The sequence below is a fragment of the Paraburkholderia franconis genome (assembly GCF_009362735.1).
Taxonomy (GTDB): domain Bacteria; phylum Pseudomonadota; class Gammaproteobacteria; order Burkholderiales; family Burkholderiaceae; genus Paraburkholderia; species Paraburkholderia franconis.
Map to the genome: position 1 here is coordinate 191356 of NZ_WHNP01000006.1, position 16176 is coordinate 207531.

Consider the following 16176-nt stretch of genomic DNA (forward strand, 5'->3'; position numbering starts at 1 on the left):
TGCCGTCTGAACGATCAATAGAAAAAAGCCGCTTCGAACCTCGAAGCGGCTTTTTTGTGCGGGCACTCTGCGCTTGGAACATGGAAAGCGCGGAGATCAACCCGCCGCGGCTTCGTTCGCCACCCTCTCCTCGTCGCCGGACACCTGCTGCAAATCTCGCATGAAGTTGTCGCGCCACACGGACACGTTGTTCTCGCGCAGTTGCGCGATCATGTCCTCGTAGCGGGCCTTGCGTTCGGCCAGCGGCATCGACAGCGCGGTGCCGAGCGCATCGGCCATGCCGTCGACGTCGACGGGATTGACGATCAGCGCGCCCGTCAATTCGTGCGCCGCGCCGGCGAAACGCGACAGCACCAGCACGCCCGGATCTTCCGGGTCTTGCGCCGACACATATTCCTTCGCGACGAGATTCATCCCGTCGCGCAACGGCGTCACGTAGCCGACGTGCGCCGTGCGGAACAGCGCCGCGAGCACGGGCCGTTCATATTGCCGGTGGATATAGCGGATCGGCGTCCAGTCGAGCTCGGCGAAGCGGCCATTGATGCGCCCCGATTCGCCTTCGAGCTGCAAGCGGATTTCCTGATACGCGTGCAGATCGGAACGCGTCGGCGGCGCGATCTGCAGCAAGGACACCTTGTCGCGATACGCGGGCGCATGTTCGAGCAGCCGCTCGAACGCACGAAAACGCTCGACGAGCCCCTTCGAATAATCGAGCCGGTCGACGCTCATGATCAGCTTGCGCGCATGCAGCGTCGCTTCGATCGTGCGCACCGGCTTGTCGTGCTCGCCCGCCTTGGCCAGCTCCGCGATCTCGTCGGGATACACGCCGATTGGATAGGCCGCCGCGCGCAACGTGCGGCCGAACGCATGCACGATGCTCGGCCCTTGCGCCGACATATCGACGGTGCCGCTCGCCTCGTTGACGATGTAATCGCAGAACGCGCGCAGATCGGGCTTCGTCTGGAAGCCGAGCAGATCGAACGAACAGAGCGCCTCGACGAGCGCGCGATGCGGCGGCACGGCAAGCAGCACTTGCGCCGCCGGAAACGGAATGTGCAGGAAAAAGCCGATGCGGTTCTTCACGCCCGCTGTGCGCAATGCCTGCGCGAACGGGATCAGGTGATAGTCGTGCACCCAGATCACGTCGTCGTCGCGCAGAAGCGGCACCAGCTGCTGCGCGAGCCACGTGTTCACACGGCAATAGCCCTCGAAATCGTGCCGGTCGAATTGCAGCAGATCCGGCCGATAGTGGAACGCGGGCCACAGCGTCGCGTTCGAAAAGCCCCGGTAGTACTGGTCGTAGTCGCGACGCACGAGGCCGACGGTCGCGAACGTCACGGGGCCGCGCTCTTCCAGCCTGATTTCCGGCTGGCCGGAACCGAGCACCTCGCCGCTCCAGCCGAACCACATGCCGCCCGTTTCCTTCAACGCGTCATACACGCCGACCGCGAGGCCACCCGCTGCCGGGCCGCCTTCGGAGATCGGCGCGACGCGGTTCGATACGATGATCAGCCGGCTCATGACGCGTGGTTTCCGTGCGAGACGAAGGCCGTCGAGCGATGATGGGCGGACGTCATCATGCGTTGCGCGCGGCCGAGACGACTTCGGACAGCCACGCGAGCAGCGCGCTCACGGAGCCGATGCGCGCCGACGCGATCGTGTCGCCGCCACCGACCTTGATCGACAGGCCGCCGCGTTCGTTGACGACCGCGAAGCCCTTCTCGTCGGTGAGATCGTCGCCGGCGAACACGGGTGTGCGGCCCGTGAACGGCGGCTCGTCGAGAAACGCACGCAACGCGCGCCCCTTGTCGACGTCCTTCGGCTTGATCTCATAGACCATCTTGCCCGGCTGAAGCACATAGGCGCCCGGATAGTCGGCGACCAGCTTTGTGGTCGCTTCGCGCGCGGCGGGCTCGCGATCGGGCGCGTTCCGATAGTGCAGCGCGAGCGCGGCGCCCTTGATCTCCAGCAGCATGCCGGGATTCGCGTTGACGATGCCCGCGAGCACCTGCTCCATGCGCAGCAGCCGCTCGTCGTTGAAGCCGATGCGCTGCGTGTCGCCATTCGCATCGCGCCGCTCGGCGCCGTGCAAACCGGCGATGGGCAGATCGGGCATGCCGAGAAACTGGTCGATGCTGTCGATGCCGCGACCCGACACGATCGCCACGGCGCCGTTCGTCAGCCGTCGCAACTCGGCGAGCAACGCGATGGCCTCGGGTTGAACCAGCACGCCGTCGGGCGTCGGAGCCAGATCGACGAGCGTGCCGTCGAAATCGAAGAAAAATGCCGTCTCCGTCGGAGACAGAAATGCCGGAAGTGCTTGCATCGGTTTACGTTGCCTCTCAGCCGCTTGCGGCCGGAAAAGTGTGCGCATCTTACCGCGCATCGGTCGTTTTTTCGAGAAAGTAAGCTTGCGCGTCGCGCGGGCGGGCGGTCCGGACCGTTTGCCCAACGGAACGGATTCAAAATCCGTCGATCCGTCTACAGACGCCTTTCAGCGCTCTGCGGCATATTGACTCGCTTTCCGCCTCGAAATCCCACGGTACAACGGCGCGCGCAAAATTGCGATAGAGTCCCAACGGCGCTGGCCCGGAATAACGGCATGCCGCAACGCGTATTACCGGCATGTTGCCGAACACGGCGCGCCGTTTGCGCCGCGTTCAAAATGCTGTCTGCAACGCGTTGGTCGCTCTCCAATCGAGTCGTCGAAGCTGTCTTTGTTCCCGAAAGTCCTCGTGCCCCACTTGCCGCTCTTCGCTCCCCGCCCTTTCATCCGACGACGCTTCGCCGCGCTGGGCATGGCGCTCGTCGCGGCGCTCGACATCACGGGCTGCTCGCATCCCGGCGAGCCGTGGCATCTGACGGACGTGAGCGGCCATCTGCCGGACCTCGACTTCACGCTGACAGGCGACGATGGCCGTCCCGTCGCGGCAAGCTCGCTCAAGGGCAGCGCGTCACTCGTCTACTTCGGCTATACGCATTGCCCGGACGTGTGCCCGGAAACGATGGGACGGCTGATGCAGGTCATCGGCAAGCTGGGGCCGGATGCGCGGAAGGTGCGCATCCTGTTCGTCACCGTCGATCCGGCGCGCGATACGCCGAAAGCCCTGCACGATTACGTCGGCGCATTCGATGCGCAGCATGCGCGCGGACTCACGGGCACGGACGCGCAGATCGAACAGCTCGCGAAGCACTATCGCATCGCGTATCAGATGGAGAAGCGCGATCCGAACGGCAATTACGAGGTGACGCACAGTTCGGCCGTCTACATCTTCGACGCGCAGAATCACGCACGCCTGCTCGCCACCGACCACGATACGCCCGACGTCATCGCCGAAGACGTGCGCCGTATCATCGAAGACCACTCATGATTTCTCACAGGTTCGCCATGACACAAAAAATCAAAACGCTTTCAAGAATCCACGCGCTCGCCTGCACCACAGCCATCGCGCTCGTCGCGACGGGCAGCATCGCCGCGCATGCAGCCGACAGCAAGCAGGCCATCGCCGCGCAGAACGCGTGGGTGCGCTGGCTGCCCAACAACCTGCCCGCGGCCGCGTATGTGACGCTGACCAATTCGAGCGACAAGCCCGTCGATCTCGTCGACATTTCGAGCGCCGATTACGGCAGCGCGATGTTGCATCAGACGGTCTCCAACGGCTCGACGCAAAAGATGGTGATGGTCGACAAGCTGACGGTGCCCGCGCACGGCCAGGCAGCGATCGCGCCGGGCGGCTATCACGTGATGCTCGAAGACGCGAAGCACAAGATCGCACCGGGCGACACGGTTCACCTGAAGCTACAGTTCTCCGACGGCGAAACGCTCGATGCGCCGTTCGCGGTCAAGTCCCCCGCGCAAGTGAAGTAACGCCATACGATGAACCTGCTCTACTGGCTCGAACCCTGGGAGCCGTCGCCGACCGTCGTGATCGTCATGCTGATCGCCGCGCTGCTGTTTGCGCGCGGCGTGCGCAAGGCGAGGGTGTCGGTGGCGCGGCAACTGTCGTTCTGGTTCGGGCTCGTCGCGCTCTATATCGCGCTGCATACGCGGCTCGATTATTACTTCGAGCATGAGTTCTTCATGCATCGCGCGCAGCATCTGGTGCTGCATCATCTCGGGCCGTTTTTTATCGCGCTGTCGTATCCCGGCGCGGCGATGCGCGCGGGCATTCCGTTCGCGTGGCGGCAACGTTACTTGCGGCCCGCCTCGCAGACGCGCTGGGTGCGCATGACGCTCGACGTGCTGTTCCATCCCGTCGTCGCCGTCGTTCTGTTCGTTGGACTGATCTACTTCTGGCTGCTTTCGCCGATCCACTTCGTCGCGATGCTCGATTGGCGGCTGTATCGCGTGATGAACTGGAGCATGGTGATCGACGGATTGATGTTCTGGTGGCTCGTGCTCGATTCGCGCCCCGCGCCGCCCGCGCGGCTGTCACCGGGGCGTCGCATTCTGGTCGTCGTCGCGGCGATTCCGCCGCAGATCCTGCTCGGCGCATTCATTTTCTTTACGCCACGTGAGCTTTATCCGATCTATTCGATTTGCGGGCGCGCGTTCACATGGCTCAGTCCGATGCGCGATCAACAAATCGGCGGACTCTTGCTGTGGATTCCTGGTTCGATGATGAGCGTGATCGGCGCACTGCTCGCGCTCAGGCACTGGATGAAACTGTCGGCGCGCACGCGACTTCGCAACGAGAAACGCGCGCCGCAGACGGCATCCGTTCAGTCGAAACCGTCATCGCGCGCGCTGCCCGTCAGACAGCATTGAGGTCGTGCGCCTCAGGAAGACCGCATCCAGATATGCGGGATGCCGTCTTCTTCGTGGACTTCCGAAATCGGCTCGAAGCCGAACGCACCATAGAACGCCTGCAGATGCGCTTGCGCATGCAGACGCACGGGCGTGCCCGGCCACTGCGCATAGATGTGCCCAAGCACGCGCTCGAGCATCGCGCTGCCGAGCCCTTGGCCGCGAAACCCGGCTGTCGTCAGCACGCGTCCGATGCGGATGTCTGCATCCTGGTCGTCGGGCAACAGCACGCGCAGATAGCCGGCGAGCTTCGCACGCGCGCCGGCTGCGGGCGTGCCATAAGCGAACAGATGCCAGGCCTCGGGATCGAGACCGTCGACATCGCCGTACAGACAGTTCTGCTCGATCACGAACACGGCCGCGCGCGCGGCCAGCATGTCGTAGACCTCGACGTTGGTCAAATCGTCGAACGCTTTCCAGCGCCAGTCGATATGCGTCGTCTCTTTGCTGCCGGTAGATTGATGCTCGGTCATGAGATTGACTTGTGTGAGACAGACATCCGTTGGACGTCAACGGGCCGATTATGCCGCGACGATGGGACGAAGGCGAGACGGCCGTTCGCTTGCCGCTCACGCGCAAACGCACGCGGAAAAGAAGGCGGAAAGAAAGCGAATAAAAGAAAAGCCCCGACATGTCGGGGCTTTTCTTTGCTGGAGGCGCGAGCCGGAGTCGAACCGGCCTACACGGCTTTGCAGGCCGCTGCATAACCGCTTTGCTATCGCGCCGTAAGCGGACTGCGGACCGTACTCTGTTGCATTGACAACGGCTCGCAGATTTTGTGCATTGACCCTAAGGCCAGTTGAGCTCAACGCTTCTGCCGAAGCATCAAACAAAAAGGGAAGCTTTGCTTCCCCATGTGTTTGGAGCGGGAGACGAGTCTCGAACTCGCGACCTCAACCTTGGCAAGGTTGCGCTCTACCAACTGAGCTACTCCCGCATGGACTGCAATTACCTGCATTCGCAACGCCTGCTGACTGCTGCAAAACGCTGCTTCAAATTCTGGAGCGGGAGACGAGTCTCGAACTCGCGACCTCAACCTTGGCAAGGTTGCGCTCTACCAACTGAGCTACTCCCGCGCTTTGCTTCTACTGCTTCCCTGTGTTTCGCGTTGTTTGTTACCGCGTTCACCGGAGAAACGAGATTATGTAGAAGGCACCGAATCGTGTCAACCCTTTTTGTACGAGAGAATAAAAATTTTAGTAGTGACCGTTTTCAGGCCATTCCGCCGCGCTCGCGAATCTGCGGCCAGGCGAGCTTCATGTAGTACAGCATCGACCAGATCGTGAGGAACGCCGCGAGATAGATGAGCCACAAGCCCCACACGCGCGTGTCGATCGCAAACGCGCCGAGCGACAGCGGACCGTAGAACAGCAGCATCGGGATCGCAACCATCTGGCAGGCCGTCTTGAACTTGCCGAGCGAATTCACCGCGACGCTCTTCGATGCGCCGATCTGCGCCATCCATTCGCGCAGCGCCGAAATCGCGATCTCGCGGCCGACGATCACGAGCGCGATCGCCGAATCGAGGCGCGCCAGCTGCACGAGCACGAGCAGCGCGGCCGTGACCATCAGCTTGTCGGCGACGGGATCGAGGAACGCGCCGAACGCTGACGTCTGATTCCATTTGCGCGCGAGAAAACCGTCGAACCAGTCAGTCAGCGCCGCGAGGATGAAAATCGTCGCAGCGGCCAGATTGCGGTGCGCCGGGCTCAGCATCATGTCCGGCAGATAGAACACGCCCACGACGAGCGGAATCAATACGATCCGCAGCCATGTCAGGAAGATCGGGAAATTAAACGGCATGGGGCAGGCGCAAGGTTCTGAGATAAGAGATGCAATTGTGCCGGTTCACCGGACGCGCTACAAGCAACGTGCCCAGCGCGGGTCTGAGCGGCGCGGCGCGGGTAGTGACAGGCGCATGTCGGCGCGCGACTCGCCGCCACACGGCGCGAGCGCGCATCAATGCAACTGTCGATAGATCTGCTCGGCCAGTGCGCGCGAAATGCCTTCGACGCTCGCGAGATCGTCGACGCTCGCCGCCACCACGCCACGCAAGCCGCCGAAGCGCGCGAGGAGCCGCTGCCGCCGTTTCGCGCCGACGCCTTCCAGCTCTTCGAGCCGCGACGTCTGCCGCGTCTTGCCGCGCTTCGCGCGCATGCCCGTGATCGCGAAGCGGTGCGCTTCGTCGCGGATCTGCGCGACGAGCATCAGCGCCGCGCTTTCCTTGCCGAGTTCGAGCGACGACCGGCCGTCCGCGAACACGAGCGTCTCCAGACCGACCTTGCGCCCTTCGCCCTTCGCGACGCCGACCAGCATGCCCAAATCGAGCCCGAGCTCGTTGAACACCTGGCGTGCAATCTCGACCTGACCCTTGCCGCCGTCGATCAGCACGATGTTCGGCAGCACACCGCCCGCGGCGGCGGGTTCCGCGCCTTCGGGCGTGACGGCCGGATCGGCGGCGGCTTCCGGTTGCAGTTCGGCCGCTTCGTCGTTTGCGTTCGCCGCGGCCTGCGCGACCATCTTCTCGTAGCGGCGCGTCAGCACCTGACGCATCGCCGCGTAGTCGTCGCCGGGTGTGATGCCCGTGATGTTGTAGCGCCGGTACTCCGACGACTGCATCTTGTGATGGTGATAGACGACGCACGATGCCTGCGTCGCCTCGCCCATCGTGTGACTGATGTCGAAGCACTCGATGCGCAGATGCGCAAGGTCATCGCATTCGAGCGACAGCGTGTCGGCGAGCACGCGCGTGCGCGACTGCTGCGAGCCCTGTTCGGACAGCAAGCGCGCGAGCGCGAGCCGCGCATTCTGCTCGGCCATCGCGAGCCACGCGCGCTTCTGGCCTTGCGGCTGGCGAAGCAGCGTGACCTTGTGGCCAGCCTGTTCGATCAACAGATCGACAAGCTCGCGACTTGCGGGCGCATGGCTGACGACGAGCACAGGCGGCACGCGATTGCCGAGATAGTGCTGCGCGATGAACGCTTCGAGCACTTCGGCCTCGATGCCGGGGCGCGGCTTTGAGTCGCTATCGTCGGTGGCTTCGGATGCCTCGTCGCTTTCGCTCGTCCCGTTTGCATCCGAAGCGGCTTGGTCCGCGCGTTCATCCGTTTCCTCGCCCAGTTCCGCTTCGATATCGAGCAGCGCGGATGGTGCGACTCCCGCTGCATCGCTGTCCTCGATACCGCCCTCCTCGGCCGTCAGCGCGCTTTCGACATGCGTCGGGAAATAAGCCTTGTCGCCCAGATGCCGGCCGCCGCGCACCATCGCCAGATTCACGCAAACGCGTCCGCCGAGCGCGACGACAGCAAGAATATCGACGTCGCTTTCGCCACCCACTTCGATCGCCTGCTGATGCAGCACCGTCGACAGCGAACTCATCTGATTGCGTACCGCCGCCGCCTGCTCGAACTTCAGTTCGCTTGCGAACGCATGCATCTTCTGCTCGAGTTCCTTCATCACTTCGGACTGCCGTCCGAGCAGAAAGCGCGACGCATTGGATACGTCGCGTGCGTAGTCCTCTTCGCTGATCGCGCCGACGCATGGCGCCGTGCATCGTCCGATCTGATGCAGCAGACACGGCCGCGTACGGTTGTTGAATACGGAATCCTCGCAGGTGCGCAACTGGAATACGCGCTGCAAGATCTGGATGCTCTCGCGTACCGCCCAAGCACTCGGAAACGGTCCGAAATACTGGTTCTTCTTGTCGACCGAACCGCGGTAATACGCCATGCGCGGAAACTGATGGCCCGTCAGCTTCAGGTACGGATACGACTTGTCATCGCGAAACAGAATGTTGTAGCGCGGCGCCAAAGCCTTGATGAGATTGTTCTCAAGCAACAGCGCTTCAGCTTCCGAACGCGTAACGGTCGTTTCGATCTTCGCGATTCGCGTGACCATCATCGCGATGCGGGGCGACAGCAGCGTCTTCGTGAAGTAGCTCGACACGCGCTTCTTCAGGTCGCGCGCCTTGCCCACGTACAGCACCGCGCCCTGCGCATCGTAGTAACGATAGACGCCCGGCATATGCGGCAACTGGCGCAGCACTTTTTTCGGGTCGAAGTCGTCGGCGGCGCTGTCGGGCGCGTCGGACTTCGCGGCGGCATCGGATGCGGGTGAGGAATCGGATCGGGTCATGCAGAATCGGGCCGGGCGCCGTGTGTGGACGGCGCGTTGTGTGGGTTGAGTACTTTCGCGTGCGTTTGCGTGCTTGTCGGGTAGCCCGACTTTCTTGCGAAAGCCGGGCCCCCCGAGAACCGTACGTGCGAGTTTCCCCGCATACGGCTCAAATCTACAAACAAAGTTCTGTCTACGACAGAACCGGCTTAGTTACAACCAGCTTACCAGCGTGCACTTGCTGGTGACAGTGCGGGTGGAGCAGCACCCGGTTCGACAGAGTGTCGGCACCACCATGCATCCGATATTCCAGATGATGATCGTGCCAGCCCGTTTCGTCCGTCAGCGCACAGCCACAATGCGCGCATAAGCCGCCTTGTGACATATACAGCGTCGCCCACTGCTTTCGGTAGCGCATTTGTTCCCACATACGCCCCTGCCGCAAGGTTTCGCCATATTGCTCCCATGTCGGATCAAAAGGATTGAACTCGCCCTTGATCCTCGTGTGCCGTTTGATAGCCATACCACTAAGCTGGTACAGCTCATTCAGCCCCCAACTGCCGTCTTCGCGTTCCGTACGAACCGCAAACACCCAGTGTCGGGCACCAATAGAGTGAAAGTACTTCTGTTTCACCCACACAGCGCTCTTTTGCGGGTGCCTCCGCTTCGACCACCGCCAGAGCTTCCGAAAAATCAGATGCTCCATGCGGCTGTACGTCTGCTTGGCAGAGACCGGACGGTGATACTGCGCCCATCCGCGCAACATCGGGTTCAGCAGTTGGATCAGATCCCCCTGCTTTGCCGTTTTGTTGCCGCTAATCGTTTCCGCCACCTTGCGATAGAACGCTTGCGCGTTCTTCTTGCTCGGCTTGATGAGCAGTTTTCCCGAGTACTTCCGGAAGTTCCACCCAAGGAAATCGAAGCCGTCGTCAATATGGGTGATCCGAGTTTTCGCCTCAGACAGTTGCAGCCCCCGGACCGCAAGGAACGCTTCCACCCAAGGCCTGACCACGCTTTCCAGTATCTCTTTCGAGTCGCCGGTAATCACGAAGTCATCCGCGTATCGCACCACATTGACCTTCAACTTCTTGGCTTTGACGATCCCGAATTTCGCACCGAGGTGCGCAACCAGTTCACGCTCCAGCCCGTTTAGCGTCACATTCGCCAGCGTCGGGGAGATGATTCCTCCCTGCGGCGTACCGGCCTCAGTCGCCTGTAGCTGACCCTTGTAAATCAGGCCAGCCTTCAACCACTTCCGGAGAATCTCCCTGTCCATGGGGACATGGTTCTCCAGCCAGTCGTGGTTGATGTGGTCAAAGCAGCCTTTGATATCCGCTTCCAGTACCCATCGGGACGAATCCTTCCGGGACGTGCAAGCGCGTACCTGACCCATAGCATCAGCCGTCGAGCGGTTTATCCTGAACCCATAGGAGTTCGGGTCGCTCGTCGATTCCGACACCGGCTCCAGAGCCAGCAGATACAGGGCCTGCATCGCCCTGTCCCGCATGGTCGGGATGCCCAGCGGGCGCTCCTTTCCATTGGCCTTGGGGATAAAGACTCTCCGTAATGGCAGAGGCTTGTATCCGCGCCGCTTCAACCCACCGGTGGCTTCCCACCGGCTCTCAGGCGAGTTCCACAGTTCGCGATCGACGCCCGCCGTTCGCGCACCCTGGTTCTGCGTAACACGTCGTACCGCATACAGCTTCGCGGACAACGTGCGAGTCAGCATCCGTTGCAGAGCTTTCACCCTGCGCCAGTCACTTTCCCGCGTCGCCTTCGCAATTCGAATCTGCATCCCTCTCACGTTCCGTTCAACCCGACGCCAATCCACGGCGTTCCAGTTGTCCGGCGCATGGGAAAGCGCAGACCCAGTCTTTCGACCAGATACTTTCATGCTGCTCTCCTACCTTGGTTTAGATCCCCGGCAGAAGGCGCATCTCCCCCAGCGGGGAAGACACACCCCGCTGGGGAACAACAGACACCTAAACAGGAGCGCATGCGCCCCTATCTCGGACAAACACCTCAGTACGAACGCATGCGCTCGCACCTGACCAAGTTAATGAGGGTAGTCAGCCGCCTTGCGACGGTAGACCAGACGGAAGTCTGCCCGCTTTCGCGTGAGGTAATGTCGCAACCCCTATCCGGGCCATTACAGCCCGACATTCGCTTTTTCCGTCCTCCCATACCTGCACAATCATCAGCGTCCCTTGCGGTTCGCCTGCCAGCCAAACAACGGCTGGCAACCATACAGGCTTACCACGTTCCCGGCATGTCACACGACCGACGTAGGTTCCGCCTATCCCCCGGTGGCTTAACAACGACGTAGCCCAAATTCTAAGTGGACTAACCAGCCACGTACCTTTTTGGTTAGAGCCCGGTGTTCAAGCAGCTTTGGCTCCTCACTGGTAACGAGGTTTATCAGCAGTTCACATACGTTAACCCTGTCGGCCAGCCTAGCTCCTCGACCCCTTTGCTGCTAGGAGTGTCCAGACCAATCCCTCGCGGGAATGACCTGCCCGAAAAATCCGGAGGCTACATTGTCAGAAGAGCTTCACACCCCACCGTTGCCAGTGACGCATGTCTTCCTAGGCTACTGCTGGTCGTACAGCAGGTTCACTATCCTCGCCCTACAGCTGACGAGGCCAAACAATGACACACCGAGCTTCCGCTCGTATCGGTTCGCGAATCCATTGCCAGTGACGGCGCAGGAATTGCATACATCACCCCGCCCAGTCGGCGGAGATGAAGCCGCTGACGGGGCGGAACCTGACGGTAATCAGGTCAATGCAATGCGAGCTCTCGGAGAATGTGCTTCACCGAGACTCGTATGGACGAGACCCGGTAAACCTCTACCGGCTCTCGCTTCGCTACAAGAGATACCCCACTTCTGAGCAGTTGCGTCGAGGGACTCGCGCCCCTTCCCGATGCTCCGCGTGATATCTTCGCGACTGGTTAGGCTCATGTAGACGCCTCCTTTGCCGCTAGTCGATGCCCCTTACGTTGGGGCTACCCGGACACGAGCGTGCGTGTCGCACTAGAATCGCCAGTTTAGAACATTCCGCCCGCGCCCGAACCCAGGCACCGCCATCATGTCCTCCGCCTCCACTCGACGGCCACGGCCCCCAGCGATCGCGTGCGACATTTTCTGCGCGGTGATCGACAACTTCGGCGATATCGGCGTCTGCTGGCGGCTCGCGCGGCAGCTCGCGAACGAACACGGCTGGCAGGTGCGCATGTTCGTCGACGATCTGCATGCGTTTCACAAGCTCAATCCATCCGTCGATGTCGAAAGCGCCCGGCAGAGGGTCGACGGCATCGTCATCGAGCACTGGCACGACCCGGCGCACGCGGGCGATACGCTGCAGGTGGCCGACGTCGTGGTCGAGGCGTTCGCGTGCGAACTGCCGCCCGTCTATATCGCGGCGATGGCGCGGCGCGAGCGCGCGCCCGTCTGGTTCAACCTCGAATATCTGAGCGGCGAAGACTGGGTCGCGGATTTTCACTTGCGGCCATCGCCGCATCCGCGGTACGCGCTGACAAAAACATTTTTCTTCCCGGGGCTCGGCAAAGGCACGGGCGGCGTGCTGAAGGAGCGCGACCTCGACGCGCGCCGCGCGGCATTCCTGGCGTCGCCTGACGCGCGCGCCGCCTGGTGGCAGGCGAAGACGGGCAGCGCGCCGCCGGAACAGGGCGCAACCGTGGTGTCGCTGTTCGCGTATGAAAATCCGGCCGTCGACAGCCTGCTCGCGCAGTGGCGCGACGCCGGCGGCGAAACCGTCCTGCTCGTGCCGGAGGGACGCATTTCGGGCGCTGTGGCGCGATTTTTCGGCTTGTCGTCGTTCGCGGCGGGCGCGCACGCGTCGTGCGGCAATCTGCGCGCCCACGCGCTCGCGTTCACCGGTCAGCCGGGCTACGACGAGCTGCTGTGGATCAGCGACATCAACTTCGTGCGCGGCGAAGATTCGTTCGTGCGCGCGCAGTGGGCCGCGCGTCCGTTCATCTGGCACATTTATCCGCAAGCCGACGATGCCCATCTGCCGAAGCTCGACGCCGCGCTCGCGCACTATGCGCGCGGGCTTCCAGCGGCTGCGCGCGCGGCGCTCAGCCGCTTCTGGCACGCGTGGAACGGCAACGGCACGCCGGATTGGGCTGACCTTCATCGCTATCGGCCCAAGCTCGAGGCGCGCGCAGCCGACTGGGCGCGCGATCTGGCGTCGATCGGCGATCTCGCTGGAAATCTGGCGGAATTCGCAAAAACTCAGTTAAAATAAGCGGTTATCCAACGGCCGACGACGCAAGCGCGGCACGACGGCGCCACCGGCAGGGGTCTGGCAAGAGTTAGTTTTCGTGGGCCTCCGCAGTTGCGCTGTCAGTGTCACACGAGTACGCGCCCGCTTCGGGTACAAAGAAGCAGACGGACGCTTCGGGTAAAGCAGCAAGGCAGAAGCAGACTGGCATGTAGGACGGAAGCAATGGGAGCGGTAAAACGCGCCCACCCCGTCGACGCCGGCCCCGCTTACCGCGCAATCCAGTTTGATCCGCCTTATAGGTCGTCGAACACGCGCCGGGTGCCGAACCCGCTTGCGCCGTATGCCGTTGAGCAAAAAGTTGAAGCACCTTATTTCGTACAGGACAGTTTTATGAAGATCGCTCAGGAACTCCGCACCGGCAACGTCGTGATGATCGGCAACGACGCGATGGTCGTTCAGAAGGCCGAATACAACAAGTCGGGCCGCAACGCCGCCGTCGTCAAGATGAAGTTCAAGAACCTGCTAACGGGCGCAGGCATGGAAACCGTCTACAAGGCGGACGACAAGTTCGACGTCGTCGTGCTGGACCGCAAGGAAGTCACCTACTCGTACTTCGCCGACCCGATGTACGTGTTCATGGACGCCGACTACAACCAATACGAAGTCGAAGCCGAAATGATGGGCGACGCGCTCAACTACCTCGAAGATGGCATGGCTTGCGAAGTCGTGTTCTACAACGAGAAGGCCATCTCGGTCGAACTGCCGACCACGCTGGTCCGCGAAATCATCTACACGGAGCCGGCTGTCAAGGGCGACACGTCGTCGGGCAAGGTGCTCAAGACGGCCAAACTGAACACGGGTTTCGAACTGCAAGTGCCGCTTTTCTGCAATATCGGCGACAAGATCGAAATCGACACGCGTACCAACGAATACCGCAGCCGCGCCTGAGTTTGAATCGCGCCGCACGGCAATCGTCTTAAGCCCTAACTCACTAAGGGCTTCGAGTTAAAAAAGCGCCCATCTGGGCGCTTTTTCTTTTTTTCGCGACCGTGTATGGTGGTGGAAAACTTTACCGGCCAAGGATGCAATTTTGCCAGGTTGGTTGGCGCTTTCGTGCTTTCGGTCCGCGCTCACATTGACTTTTCGAGATAATTTCCATTGGCACAGCTCCTGCTTCCCAAGGATTTCAGGCCCACGAGGCTTTTCGTTTTATTCGGAAGAAAAGGGAGGTGTGCCATGAACAACGATATCGCTGAAGGCAGGTGGAAACAGATGATCGGCAAGGCGAAAACTGCGTGGGGCGAACTCACGGACGACGAACTGACCAAGGCGGAAGGCCGCGCCGACAAGCTGGCGGGTCTGATCCAGGAGCGATATGGGAAGACGCGCGACGAAGCCGAACTCGAGGTGCGCCGCTTCTTCGATCGGAATCGCGACCTGTGACGGGCGACCTGCACCGGGCGTTGATTGCCCGGCGACTTCCGATGCCGTTGCATCTGACCAGGAGCATTGGCCACTCAAGCCCACTCATCCAGCGCCCGCGCGCTTGGGACCGCCGCTGCGGCCCATGCGCGTCGGGACTCCGTCCATCTGAACAGTTGCGCTCGTTATGCCACATGCCCTGATTGTCGAAGACGATCCCAATAGCCTGTCAGGCCTGTCCGCGATTCTTGCGGCCGACGGTTTCTCCGTCGACACCGCCATCACGCTCTCAGAAGCGCGCGCAGCGCTGACCCGCTTTATCCCCGACGTCGTGCTGGTCGACCTGAATCTGCCCGACGGCAGCGGCCTCGACCTGCTCCAGCACCTGCCCGCGCAGCCGCCCGGCGGCGCGTTGCCCGTGATCGTGATGACAGGCAACGCGACGGTCGAAAGCGCGATCGAAGGCTTGCGCCATGGCATCTGGGACTATCTGCTCAAGCCCGTCAACATCCCGCGGTTGCGCAGCCTGCTGGCGCGCATTCCGCGTCCCTACGAACTGACCGAGGAGGTCCAGTCACTGCGCGCGAGGCTGCGCCGCATGGGCCGCTTCGGACCGATGATCGGCCGCAGCGGCGCGATCCAGCATGTGTACGATTCGATCGAGCATATCGCGCCGACGGAAGCCGCCGTGCTGATATCCGGCGAAGCGGGCACGGGCAAGGAAGTCGCCGCGCGCACGCTGCACGAGATGAGCCGCCGGCGCAAAGGGCCGTTCGTCATGCTCGATTGCCGTTCGGCACAGGCCGCCGCCGGTGGCCGGCCGCTGGACAGCCTGCTGTTCGGCCACGAACGCGGCGCGTTCGGCGGCGCGGAGCAGCGCGAACCCGGCCTCTTCGAACAGGCGAGCGGCGGCACGCTCTTCATCGACGAAATCACGCTGCTGCCGCGCACGCAGCAGGAAGCGCTGCTCGGCGCGCTCGATTCGCAGACCTTCATGCGGGTCGGCGGCACGAACCAGGTCGCCACCGACTTCCGCCTGATCGCGTCGACGCGCAATATGCCACGCGCAGCCGTCGCCGATGGCAGCCTGCATCAGGATCTCGGCCTGCGGCTCGAAGCGGCCGCGCTGTCACTGCCGCCGCTGCGCGAGCGCGGCGACGATCCGTCGCTCTTCGCGCAAGTGCTCGTCGACGAGTTGAACGACGAGGCAAACGCGCGCGGCGTGGCCGATGCGACGAAGCTGATCGGACCGAATTTCGTCCGCGAGTGTCTTGCGTACGAGTGGCCCGGCAACGTGCGCGAATTGCAGGAGCGCGTGCGGCGCGCGTATCACGCGTCGGGCGACGTGCTAGAGACGCTGCGCGCCGACGAAGCCAATGGTGTCGGCGGCCGCGATCTGAACGGCGGCCGCGTGCAGGTGACGGTCGGCACGCCGCTCGCCGATGTCGAAGAAATGCTGATCCGCGCTACGCTCGACGCCGTCGGCGGCACGCGGCATCGCGCGGCGTCGCTGCTCGGCATCAGTCCGAAGACGCTGTACAACAAGCTGCAACGGATGCGGCTGAACTGACGCGCTCAGCGCCA

13 protein-coding genes and 3 tRNA genes are annotated in these 16176 nt (G+C 62.4%); 7 read left to right on the plus strand and 9 right to left on the minus strand.

The window, feature by feature from the left end; translation table 11 throughout:
* Nucleotides 1–96: 96 nt before the first annotated feature.
* Both otsA and otsB read right to left on the minus strand, forming a co-directional pair.
* Entirely contained in the window at nt 97–1521 is a 1425-nt protein-coding gene (otsA, locus tag GCT13_RS09070; RefSeq protein WP_152757108.1) for an alpha,alpha-trehalose-phosphate synthase (UDP-forming), read from the minus strand.
* A gap of 55 nt (nt 1522–1576) precedes the next feature.
* Entirely contained in the window at nt 1577–2326 is a 750-nt protein-coding gene (otsB, locus tag GCT13_RS09075) for a trehalose-phosphatase (protein ID WP_152757110.1), read from the minus strand.
* Between the two features lie 472 nt (nt 2327–2798).
* Between otsB and GCT13_RS09080 the strand changes: the two genes are divergently transcribed.
* The 3 genes from GCT13_RS09080 to GCT13_RS09090 are packed head-to-tail and all read left to right on the plus strand — an operon-like array spanning nt 2799 to nt 4768.
* The gene (locus GCT13_RS09080; protein ID WP_152757309.1) at nt 2799–3371 is read left to right on the plus strand and encodes an SCO family protein; all 573 of its coding nucleotides are present in this window, start codon (nt 2799–2801) and stop codon (nt 3369–3371) included.
* A 17-nt stretch (nt 3372–3388) separates the two neighbouring features.
* Nucleotides 3389–3868 (plus strand): copper chaperone PCu(A)C, encoded by a 480-nt coding sequence (locus GCT13_RS09085; RefSeq protein ID WP_152757112.1) that lies wholly within the window; start codon nt 3389–3391, stop codon nt 3866–3868.
* Nucleotides 3869–3877: 9 nt separating this feature from the next.
* A complete protein-coding gene (locus GCT13_RS09090) occupies nt 3878–4768 on the plus strand; it encodes a cytochrome c oxidase assembly protein (RefSeq protein ID WP_152757114.1) in 891 nt (296 codons plus the stop codon).
* A gap of 11 nt (nt 4769–4779) precedes the next feature.
* On the opposite strand, the gene GCT13_RS09095 is transcribed toward GCT13_RS09090, so the two are convergent.
* From GCT13_RS09095 to ltrA, 7 genes are all read right to left on the minus strand, one after another.
* Entirely contained in the window at nt 4780–5280 is a 501-nt protein-coding gene (locus GCT13_RS09095; protein ID WP_152757116.1) for a GNAT family N-acetyltransferase, read from the minus strand.
* Nucleotides 5281–5458: 178 nt separating this feature from the next.
* Nucleotides 5459–5532: transfer RNA gene (locus GCT13_RS09100), tRNA-Cys, on the minus strand.
* A gap of 136 nt (nt 5533–5668) precedes the next feature.
* Nucleotides 5669–5744: transfer RNA gene (locus GCT13_RS09105), tRNA-Gly, on the minus strand.
* A gap of 63 nt (nt 5745–5807) precedes the next feature.
* Nucleotides 5808–5883 (minus strand) — tRNA-Gly (locus GCT13_RS09110).
* A 136-nt stretch (nt 5884–6019) separates the two neighbouring features.
* Nucleotides 6020–6610, minus strand: coding sequence for a CDP-diacylglycerol--glycerol-3-phosphate 3-phosphatidyltransferase (pgsA, locus tag GCT13_RS09115; RefSeq protein WP_152757118.1), 591 nt, complete (start codon nt 6608–6610; stop codon nt 6020–6022).
* A gap of 156 nt (nt 6611–6766) precedes the next feature.
* Complete coding sequence (gene uvrC, locus GCT13_RS09120) at nt 6767–8941, minus strand: excinuclease ABC subunit UvrC (protein ID WP_152757120.1); 2175 nt, start codon at nt 8939–8941, stop codon at nt 6767–6769.
* Between the two features lie 172 nt (nt 8942–9113).
* Complete coding sequence (gene ltrA, locus GCT13_RS09125) at nt 9114–10814, minus strand: group II intron reverse transcriptase/maturase (protein WP_152757122.1); 1701 nt, start codon at nt 10812–10814, stop codon at nt 9114–9116.
* Nucleotides 10815–12009: 1195 nt separating this feature from the next.
* Here ltrA and earP point away from each other — a divergent pair.
* The 4 genes from earP (at nt 12010) to GCT13_RS09150 (ending at nt 16162) form a co-directional block, all read left to right on the plus strand.
* On the plus strand, nt 12010–13191 hold the full coding sequence (gene earP / locus GCT13_RS09135) for an elongation factor P maturation arginine rhamnosyltransferase EarP (RefSeq protein WP_152757124.1): 1182 nt from the start codon (nt 12010–12012) through the stop codon (nt 13189–13191).
* Nucleotides 13192–13560: 369 nt separating this feature from the next.
* Nucleotides 13561–14118: an elongation factor P gene (gene efp, locus GCT13_RS09140; protein WP_012400257.1), complete on the plus strand. Its 558-nt coding sequence runs from the start codon at nt 13561–13563 to the stop codon at nt 14116–14118.
* 288 nt (nt 14119–14406) lie between these two features.
* Nucleotides 14407–14613, plus strand: coding sequence for a CsbD family protein (locus tag GCT13_RS09145; protein ID WP_152757126.1), 207 nt, complete (start codon nt 14407–14409; stop codon nt 14611–14613).
* A 166-nt stretch (nt 14614–14779) separates the two neighbouring features.
* Nucleotides 14780–16162, plus strand: a complete 1383-nt coding sequence (locus GCT13_RS09150; RefSeq protein ID WP_152757128.1) for a sigma-54-dependent transcriptional regulator — start codon at nt 14780–14782, stop codon at nt 16160–16162.
* The last annotated feature ends 14 nt before the right edge of the window (nt 16163–16176 follow it).